General features: G+C 60.0%; 6 protein-coding genes, 3 tRNA genes and 1 pseudogene. 5 read left to right on the plus strand and 5 right to left on the minus strand.

What is annotated here, in order from left to right; all coding sequences use genetic code 11:
• Position 1 precedes the first annotated feature (1 nt).
• The 4 genes from GHN86_RS21065 to gltX form a co-directional block, all read right to left on the minus strand.
• A tRNA-Ala gene (locus tag GHN86_RS21065) sits at positions 2–77 on the minus strand.
• A 50-nt stretch (positions 78–127) separates the two neighbouring features.
• Positions 128–203, minus strand: a tRNA-Glu gene (locus tag GHN86_RS21070).
• Positions 204–278: 75 nt separating this feature from the next.
• Positions 279–354, minus strand: a tRNA-Ala gene (locus tag GHN86_RS21075).
• 311 nt (positions 355–665) lie between these two features.
• Positions 666–2147 (minus strand): glutamate--tRNA ligase, encoded by a 1482-nt coding sequence (gene gltX, locus GHN86_RS21080; protein ID WP_153383079.1) that lies wholly within the window; start codon positions 2145–2147, stop codon positions 666–668.
• Between the two features lie 202 nt (positions 2148–2349).
• Here gltX and GHN86_RS21085 point away from each other — a divergent pair, with 202 nt between their 5' ends.
• The 5 genes and pseudogenes from GHN86_RS21085 to GHN86_RS21105 all read left to right on the plus strand — a co-directional run bounded on the left by GHN86_RS21085 (position 2350) and on the right by GHN86_RS21105 (position 7933).
• Complete coding sequence (locus GHN86_RS21085) at positions 2350–3300, plus strand: 2-hydroxyacid dehydrogenase (RefSeq protein WP_153387246.1); 951 nt, start codon at positions 2350–2352, stop codon at positions 3298–3300.
• Between the two features lie 12 nt (positions 3301–3312).
• Entirely contained in the window at positions 3313–4635 is a 1323-nt protein-coding gene (locus GHN86_RS21090) for an Nramp family divalent metal transporter (protein WP_153383085.1), read from the plus strand.
• A gap of 175 nt (positions 4636–4810) precedes the next feature.
• Positions 4811–5698: a nitrilase family protein gene (locus GHN86_RS21095; RefSeq protein WP_153383087.1), complete on the plus strand. Its 888-nt coding sequence runs from the start codon at positions 4811–4813 to the stop codon at positions 5696–5698.
• Positions 5699–5786: 88 nt separating this feature from the next.
• Positions 5787–6901, plus strand: a pseudogene (locus GHN86_RS21100) (hypothetical protein).
• Between the two features lie 60 nt (positions 6902–6961).
• Positions 6962–7933: an asparaginase gene (locus GHN86_RS21105; RefSeq protein WP_153383089.1), complete on the plus strand. Its 972-nt coding sequence runs from the start codon at positions 6962–6964 to the stop codon at positions 7931–7933.
• Here GHN86_RS21105 and GHN86_RS21110 read toward each other — a convergent pair whose 3' ends face one another.
• Complete coding sequence (locus GHN86_RS21110) at positions 7934–8899, minus strand: alpha/beta hydrolase (RefSeq protein WP_153383091.1); 966 nt, start codon at positions 8897–8899, stop codon at positions 7934–7936.
• Positions 8900–9089: the final 190 nt, after the last annotated feature.

Consider the following 9089-nt stretch of genomic DNA (forward strand, 5'->3'; position numbering starts at 1 on the left):
TTGGTGGAGCTAAACGGGATCGAACCGTTGACCTCTTGCATGCCATGCAAGCGCTCTCCCAGCTGAGCTATAGCCCCGATTTATCGCCTGGCGGCGGAGCAACACCGAAGTGCTGCTTCTGTAAAACTGGCGTCCCCTAGGGGACTCGAACCCCTGTTACCGCCGTGAAAGGGCGGTGTCCTAGGCCACTAGACGAAGGGGACATAAACCTTCTAACTGATCAGCGCTGAGTGCTGATCGATTCAATGCCGGTGTGGCCAGGCATTGAACTGTAAATTTGGTGGAGCTAAACGGGATCGAACCGTTGACCTCTTGCATGCCATGCAAGCGCTCTCCCAGCTGAGCTATAGCCCCAAACAGTCAGTGTTGCGTGTTGCTGTGTGGACGGGGCGCATATTAAGACCGGATCGGTAGGCTGTCAAACTTATTTTCAAAGTTTTTTGAAAAAAATCATCGAGAGAACAACCACTTACCCTCACACCCCCGAAAACACGGCCTTTGGCAGGCCTGCTCACCCGTAGCAGCTGCCGTAGGCTGCGTCCGATTGCGCAGCGATCGTAAATCCTGGACTCGCGGTCTTTAAGTGAAACCGCGCAATTAGAACTTACGTCGGCTGCGCCGCCGGACGCAGCCTTCGGCAGCTGCTACGGATGGTTCAACACGTTTTAACCGATTGCGTTAAACAGCTTTTCCCACTCTTTGTTCTCTTTCTTCGACACGCCGCCCAGCAGGTCCAGCGCCTGACGCAGACGGAAACGGGTCAGGTCCGGCCCCAGAATCTCCATCGCGTCCAGCACTGACACCGAGCTGGCCTGCCCCGTGATCGAGGCGAACATCAACGGCATCGCATCACGCAGCTTCAGCTCAAGGGACTCAACCACCGCCTGAATACAGCCGGTGATGGCGTCTTTTTCCCACTGACGCAGGCTTTCCAGCTTCCACAGGATCAATTGCATCAACTGACGCACTTGCTCGTTGGACAGCTTCTTGTGCTCGAACAGCTTGGCATCCAGCTGCAAGCCACCCGCGAAGAAGAACCCGGCCAACGGCGCAATCTGGCTGAACGTCTCGACACGGCCCTGCACCAGCGGTGCGATCTTCATCATGTACTCAGGGTTCAGCGCCCATTGCTGAACACGGCTGGCGAACTCGTCCAGCGGCAAATCACGCAGCCACTGACCGTTGAGCCAAGACAGCTTCTCGACGTCAAAGATCGGCCCGCCCAGCGACACACGGCTCAGGTCAAAGTTATCGACCATTTCCTGCAACGAAAACTTCTCGCGCTCGTCCGGCATCGACCAGCCCATGCGGCCCAGATAGTTGAGCATCGCTTCGGGCATAAAGCCCATGCGCTCGTAGAACGTGACCGAGGTCGGGTTCTTGCGCTTGGACAACTTGCTCTTGTCCGGGTTACGCAGCAGCGGCATATAGCACAGCTGCGGCTGTTCCCAGCCGAAGTATTCGTACAGCAGGATCAACTTGGGTGCCGATGGCAGCCATTCTTCGCCACGCAACACGTGCGTGATGCCCATCAAATGGTCATCGACCACGTTGGCCAGGAAGTACGTCGGCAAGCCGTCAGTCTTCATCAGCACTTGCATGTCCATGCGATCCCACGGGATCTCAACGTCGCCGCGCAGCAGGTCAGGCACCACGCACACGCCCTCGGTCGGCACTTTCATGCGGATCACGTGGGGTTCACCGGCAGCCAGACGCTGGGCCACTTCTTCTTTGGACAGCAACAGGGCGCGACCGTCGTAACGCGGGGTTTCGCCCTTGGCCATTTGCTCGGCGCGCATCTGGTCAAGCTCTTCGGCCGTGCAGAAGCACGGGAAAGCGTGACCCATGTCAACCAGCTGCTGGGTGTACTTTTTGTAGATGTCGCTGCGCTCGCTTTGACGGTACGGGCCGTGCGGGCCGCCAACATCCGGGCCTTCGCTCCAGGTAATGCCCAGCCAGCGCAAAGCGTCGTAGATCTGCTGCTCGGACTCGCGGGTCGAACGCAACTGATCGGTGTCTTCAATACGCAGAATAAATTCGCCGCCATGCTGCTTGGCAAAGCAGTAGTTGAACAAAGCGATGTAAGCGGTGCCGACGTGAGGGTCGCCGGTAGGCGATGGCGCGATGCGCGTGCGAACGGTGGTCATGGGCGGTCTCGAACTGGAGATAAAACAAAGGGCGAATGGTAACAGGCCGACCCGGCTTGGCTCCAGCGCCGGACTTGACCCAACTGCCACACGGTTGAAAAAAGTAGAAATAGCCTACGTGTATCAACTTGATACCGGGAAAAGCTGCAGTCAGCAGTGTTAACCTCGGGCCATTCTCGACTTTTCTTGGCTGGAGACAGGTATGTCCCGCGTTGTGCTGGTGCTGGTTGAAGCGGTAAACGATTACTTGCCCCTGCTGGAGCAGGCCGGTTTTGAACTGATTCGCGCGCCGACCCCGGCCAGTCGCGCCGAAGCCATTGCCGCCCATGGCGAGCGTATCGACGCAGTATTGACCCGCGGGCCGCTGGGGTTGTACGCCGCTGAAATCGCCGCCCTGCCCCGCTTGAAAATCATCTGCGTGATTGGCGCCGGTTACGAACACGTCGACTTGCAGGCGGCCAGCAATCGCTCAATCAGCGTGACCAATGGTGCCGGTGCCAATGCCCCGACGGTGGCTGACCATGCAATGGCGCTGCTGCTGGCACTGGCGCGCAGCATCCCCCAGGCGGACGCCAGTGTTCGGCGTGGCGAATGGCTCAAGCCCATGTGCCCGACCCTTGAAGGTAAACGGCTGGGCATTGTCGGCCTTGGCGCCGTGGGGCTGGCCATTGCCCGTCGTGCCGCCAACGGCTTTGACATGAGCGTCAGCTACCACAACCGCCAACCCCGGCCCGATGTGCCCTACACCTACCGGGCCAGTGCGCGCGAACTGGCGGCAGCGGTGGACTTTCTGATAGTGGCCGCGCCCGGTGGCGACGCGACGCATCATCTGGTTGACCACCGAGTGCTTGAAGCGCTGGGGCCACAGGGCTACCTGATCAACATCGGGCGTGCCAGCGTGGTCGACACCGCGGCACTGGTTGCAGCCCTGACTGAAGGCCGCATCGCCGGTGCCGGACTGGATGTGTTCGATGAAGAACCGCGCGTACCCGACGCGCTCAAACGGCTGAGCAATGTGGTATTGACCCCGCACATCGCCGGACAGTCGCCGCAAGCGGCCCAGGACACCGTGCAACTCGTGGTCTTGAACCTGCAAGCGTTCTTCAGCGGCCAACCGCTGCTCACACCCGTGCGCCTACCCGCCCCTCAGTAACGGAGCACGCGCTTGAAATTCAGCCTGCCGAAAATCGCTACCGCACCCTTCTGCCCTCCCGAAGTCAGCGGCAGCATCCCTGTCGACCCAAGCGCGCCGTTCTGGAAACGTGCCCTGCGCTTTGCCGGGCCCGGCCTGCTGATCAGCATCGGCTACATGGACCCCGGCAACTGGGCGACGGCGATCGAAGCGGGATCGCGCTACGGCTACAACCTGCTGTTCGTCGTACTGCTCGCCAGCCTCGCCGGCATGGCCGTGCAATGCCTGTGTTCGCGCCTGGGCATTGCCACCGGGCGCGACCTCGCGCAATTGAGCCGCGAGCGCTACAGCAAGCGCTCGGCGCGGGTGCAATGGCTGCTGGCAGAAATATCGATCATCGCCACTGACCTGGCCGAAGTCCTCGGCTGTGCGCTGGCCTTTCACTTGCTACTTGGCTGTTCGATGACCTTCGGCATCGCCCTGACGGCCTTCGACACCCTGCTTATATTGGCCTTGCAAGGCAAAGGCTTCCGCCGCCTCGAAGCCATCATGCTGGCGCTGGTGCTGACCATCGTTGGGTGCTTTTTTGTCGAACTGGTGCTGATCAAACCGTACTGGCCAGACGTGTTCGAAGGGTTCAAACCCTCGCTGTCAGCCATCAACGACGCGGCGCCGCTGTACATCGCCATCGGCATCATTGGCGCCACCGTCATGCCGCACAACCTTTACCTGCACAGCTCCATCGTGCAAACCCGCCTGACGGGCAAGGACTACGCCAGCAAACTGGACGCCGTGCGCCTGTCGCGAATCGACACCATTGGCTCGCTGGCACTGGCACTGCTGGTCAACGCTTCGATCCTGATACTGGCGGCGGCCGCCTTTCACCACACGGGCCACACCGACGTCGTTGAAATTCAGGACGCGTACCGCATGCTCGACCCGCTGGTGGGAGGGGCCATGGCCAGCATCTTGTTCGGAGTGGCGCTGCTGGCCTCCGGACAAAGCTCGACCTTCACCGGCACCATCGCCGGGCAAGTGATCATGGAAGGCTATCTGAACCTGCGCATACCCTGCTGGCAGCGACGGCTGATTACTCGCGGGCTGGCGTTGATACCAGCCTTTCTGGGGGTATGGCTGATGGGCGACAATGCCGTGGGCAAACTGCTGATCCTCAGTCAGGTCGTCCTCAGTTTGCAGTTGCCCTTTGCGCTGTACCCGTTGATCCGCATGACCAGCGATAAAAAACTGATGGGCCCGTTTGCCAACCGCCTGCCAACACGGATGTTGGCGTGGTTTCTGTTTGCCGTGATCAGTGCGGCGAATGTGTGGTTGATTGCGCAGATAGGGTTCAACTAAAGCCTCTCCACCCAATAGCGCCACTAGGCTGTAGTCCATTCAGATACAGCCCGCATTTAACCAAGTAACGTACTACACCAAGAACGGAAATCACTGATAGACCTCTGACCTGACAATTCCTCTTACTGATGTGCCCTGCAACCTGGGGCCATAAAAACAACAAGAGGTGTCAGCGATGAACCCAGCCATCAGTCCCGTGCGTATTGCCGTCGTGCAATTCGACCCGCAAGTCGGCACACAACACGGTCAAACCAATCTGCAAACCAGCCTGCAATTGGCCCTGCAAGCCGCCAAAAACGGGGCGAATTTGATCGTGCTCCCGGAGCTGGCCAACACCGGGTATCTGTTTGCCAACCGTCAGGATGCCTTCAAACATGCCGAAGGGGTGCCTGATGGCCCAAGCGTGTGCGCCTGGCTCGACTTTGCGCAACAACATCAGGTGTATCTGGTCGCAGGACTGGCCGAGCAGGACGGTATGCAGTTGTTCGATACCGCTGTTCTGCTCGGCCCGCACGGTTTTATCGGCAAGTACCGCAAAGCCCATTTATGGAACAAGGAAAAACTCTGGTTCACCCCCGGCGATCTCGGTTTTCCAGTGTTCGAAACCCCCATCGGGCGCATCGGCCTGATGATCTGTTGGGATGTCTGGTTTCCCGAAGTACCGCGCCTGCTGAGCCTGCAAGGCGCCGACATTATTTGCAGCCTCAACAACTGGGTCTGGACACCCCCGCCGCTGTTCGATGAGGCCGGAAAATGCATGGCGTCCTACCTGACGATGACCGCAGCCCACGTTAATAACGTGTTTATCGCCGCCGCCAATCGTATCGGCGAGGAACACGGCGAGCGTTACCTGGGGTGCTCGCTGATTGCCGGCACCAACGGCTGGCCGATCGGCGAAGTCGCACCCGCCGATGAACAAGCGATTCTCTACGCCGACGTAGACCTGTCGACCGCCCGCAGCGCGCCAATCTGGAACAATTTGAACGATTTGTGCCGCGATCGGCGTGTCGATGTGTATGAGCCGATGCTCGGTTATCGCCACCATCCTTGTTTGCCGCGTTGATGGGGGTGCAATCATGCAATCCTTATCCGAGAAAGCCCCCTCTGGCTCGCCCGCTCGCTTCCTGATCCTGTGGACGGTCACGGTGTTGATGGTGGTACTGGCGACCGCATGGGTCGCGTTCAGCCACTCAACTTCAGGCACCGACTATTGGCCCGGCTACAACGACATGATGGCGAGCCTGCCTTCACCCGTAGCTTGGTTACGCTGGGAGCTCGGCGACATCAGTGAAGTGGCCTTTTACAAGCACGAACTCGCCTCGCTGGGACTGTTGCTCGGCGGGGCGTTGGGTTACTGGGCCAGTCGCTACGCAGGACCGTGGCAAGGATTCAGTATTTGCTACGGTACGGGCCTATGGCCTTGGCTGGTCAGTAGCTCACTGCTGGGTTATTGCTGAGCAATGCGCTGTGGGGCTGGACCCTGACCGCAGACACGTGGCAACCCACCTTTGCCGCTTTTGTGTCGCTGCCCGCCGCCATGGTGCTGTTCTTTGGGGGTGGCTGGAAAGTCACGATCAACGGGGCAATCCTCGGTGCCTTGCTGGTCACACCGGCGTGCCTGCTCATCGTCAACGTTGTGTGCTTGCCGCTTGGCTTGCCCGTGGTGGTCGGGAATGTACTGGGCATGGCGGTGGGTAGCGTGGTGGCCTTTGCGCTGTGCCGTGCCGTTCCGGCGCTGGTCAGCACCCGGCCGCAAGAGACAGCAGATACGCCTGCTGTTTCTGAAAATGCGCCTGACTACGGGGTGATCTGGACGATACGCCGCGTTCTGGCGGACTTCTCCGAAGCCCCGTTCTTTGGCAATGAGTGGGCCAGCCTGGGCATGCTGGCAGGGGTATTGATGGCTTACGCATTGAACCCGCTCAGCCCTGCCTATGGCTCCGGCTTGCTGCTGCACATGGTCGCCGCTCAAGCCTTGACCTCATTGATCGGGGTGGTTGTGTGGCGTGATCAATGGCGAAAACGCGGCTGGTATCCCACTTACGTGCCACTGGTCTCAGTGGTACCCGCTGCCGTGTTGAACTATGGTGGCAGCGCCGGTGTCCTGTTCTCCAGTGCGGTTCTGGGCGCTTTGATAGCCCCACCACTGGCGTGCGCCATAGCTCAGCGGTTGCCGCCGTACCTGCACCCTTATATTGGCAATGTTCTGTCGATGGCGATCAGCACCTTGTTGATCATTCCCTTGATCGGCGCTTTGATTGAATAAGCGCTGATTACCCTGCGTGGCAGGTTGCGCCTGCCACGCCGCTGACCTATGAGAACAAACATGTTGCGAGCCAAAATCTCCATTGCCACCTTGGGCGGCACCCTCAGCATGCAACGCACCACGCCGGGCGCAGGCATCACCCCCGCTCTGGGTGGCGAAGCCTTGCTGGCCTCAATCCCGGAACTGAACGATCTGGCAGAACTGCAGGTGGAAAGTCTTGGCCTGCTACCCAGCGCATCAATGGACTTTGAGTTTTTGCTGAGCGTTTTAAGCTGGGCCAAACGTCAGGTCGCACAGGGTGCCCAAGGCGTGGTGATCACCCAAGGCACCGATACGCTGGAAGAGACAGCCACTTTTTTTGAGTACCTGTGGGATCTCGACCAGCCCTTGGTGCTGACCGGTGCCATGCGCGGGGCCGACCAACCCGGTGCAGACGGCCCGGCGAACGTGCTGGATGCCTGCCGCGTCGCCCTGAGTGAAGACAGCACTAAACGGGGCGTATTGGTGGTGATGAATGCAGAAATTCATCAAGCACTGGCTGTGCGTAAAACCCACAGCCTGGCCATGCAGGCGTTTGCCTCACCCAACCTCGGCCCTGCGGGCATGATCATGGAACATCGCGTACACTTCGCGAGACCAGCCAGTGCCCGCAAAACAGTGCCCTGGCCCGTACGCACCCGCCAAAAAGTCGCCTTGCTCGAAGCCGTACTCGCCGCCGACACCACACTTGTGGAGCAACTTGTACCACTGGGTTATGAAGGCTTGGTCATTGCAGGATTCGGCGCCGGGCATGTCAGCGAGCCATGGAGCACAGCGCTTGAAGCGATTGCCGCTCAAATGCCCGTTATCGTCAGCACCCGCTGCGGTGCCGGGTCGACCGCAGTTGCCACCTATGGCTTTAAGGGTGGCGAAATCGACCTGATCAACAAGGGCCTGCACATGAGTGGGGGCTTGTGTCCGCGCAAGGCCCGAATACTGTTGTGGCTGTTGATTGGCAGCGACAGCGCTCACGCACTGTCGACCTACCTGTGATTACGGCTTCAACAACTGCTCATCCAACCACCCCGCCACCCGTGCATGAATGCCTGCCACTTCCTCCAACAGCCCGCTCATGCGCATAAAGTCGTGGGTCATGCCGGGTTCTTGCAGCAACAACACCTCATTGCCCGCCGCCGTGAGTTTGTCGGCATAGGCCAACCCTTCGTCATACAACGGGTCATACCCGGCCAGATAGACCAGCGCCGGGGCCAACCCGCTCTGGTCTGGCGCCAGCAGCGGCGAGAGGCGCCAGTCGTGCAGGTCAGCTTCAGTGCGAGTGTAATGCCGGTAGAACCAGTCCATGCTCGCGGTTTCCAGCAAGTAACCTTCGGCAAACCTGGTATGGGACGCGCGCTTGCGGCTGCCATCCGTGACCGGGTACAGCAGCACCTGTGCACGCGGCACGATGGCCACTTCCTGCGGGTCGCGCACTGCCAGAATCGACAGCACGGTGCTCAAGGTGCCGCCTGCGCTGTCGCCCGCAAAGGCCACCCGTGAGGGATCCAGCCCGTGTTTGGCGCCATCACGCAGCAGCCAGTTCACCGCATCGCAGGCGTCGTTCACCGCCGTCGGAAAGACCCACTCCGGGGCCAGCCGGTATTCCACCGCCAGCACGGCAAACTGCCCCGCCGCGGTTAAGCGGCGACACAGGGCGTCGTGACTGTCGAGACTGCCGATCACATAGCCACCGCCGTGGAAGTACACCACCACCGGCAGCGAGTTAATCTCCAGATCGGGGCGCCGATACAGCCGCGCCGCCAGGCTGAAGTTGTCCCGCGCCGGGATGCGCAGGTCGTAGCTGTCGATCTCGGGCACGGGCACGTCAAACACCGCCGAGCTGAGTTCAAATTCGCTGCGGGCCTGTGCCGGGGTCATTTCATGCATCGGCTGGCTTTTGCCGGTCATGCGGCTGAATTCAGCCAGCTCCAAAAACGCTTCCAGTTCGGGTAATACCGACATTTTGATTTCCTTGTATTCAATGCAGCTCGTGGCCGTCGTAAAACCGTTCAATCCGGTGCGGCCTGCTGCACCGTGTTCTTAGCGTTTGCGACGATTTCATCGTCGAACGTAGCCTCGTTCTACTCGTCAACTGCTACGACGCCAGAGCTTTGCGTAGCAGCTGACGAGCTCTGCGAGGCTGCGATCGGCG

This window comes from Pseudomonas helleri, from assembly GCF_009600315.1.
Lineage (GTDB): Bacteria > Pseudomonadota > Gammaproteobacteria > Pseudomonadales > Pseudomonadaceae > Aquipseudomonas > Aquipseudomonas helleri_A.

Bases quoted from the DNA above. Each gene is read 5' to 3' on its own strand.
- GHN86_RS21085 (WP_153387246.1), top strand. From the start codon at position 2,350: ATGTCCCGCGTTGTGCTGGTGCTGGTTGAAGCGGTAAACGATTACTTG.
- GHN86_RS21095 (WP_153383087.1), top strand. From the start codon at position 4,811: ATGAACCCAGCCATCAGTCCCGTGCGTATTGCCGTCGTGCAATTCGAC.
- GHN86_RS21105 (WP_153383089.1), top strand. From the start codon at position 6,962: ATGTTGCGAGCCAAAATCTCCATTGCCACCTTGGGCGGCACCCTCAGC.
- GHN86_RS21110 (WP_153383091.1), bottom strand. From the start codon at position 8,899: ATGTCGGTATTACCCGAACTGGAAGCGTTTTTGGAGCTGGCTGAATTC.
- gltX (WP_153383079.1), bottom strand. From the start codon at position 2,147: ATGACCACCGTTCGCACGCGCATCGCGCCATCGCCTACCGGCGACCCT.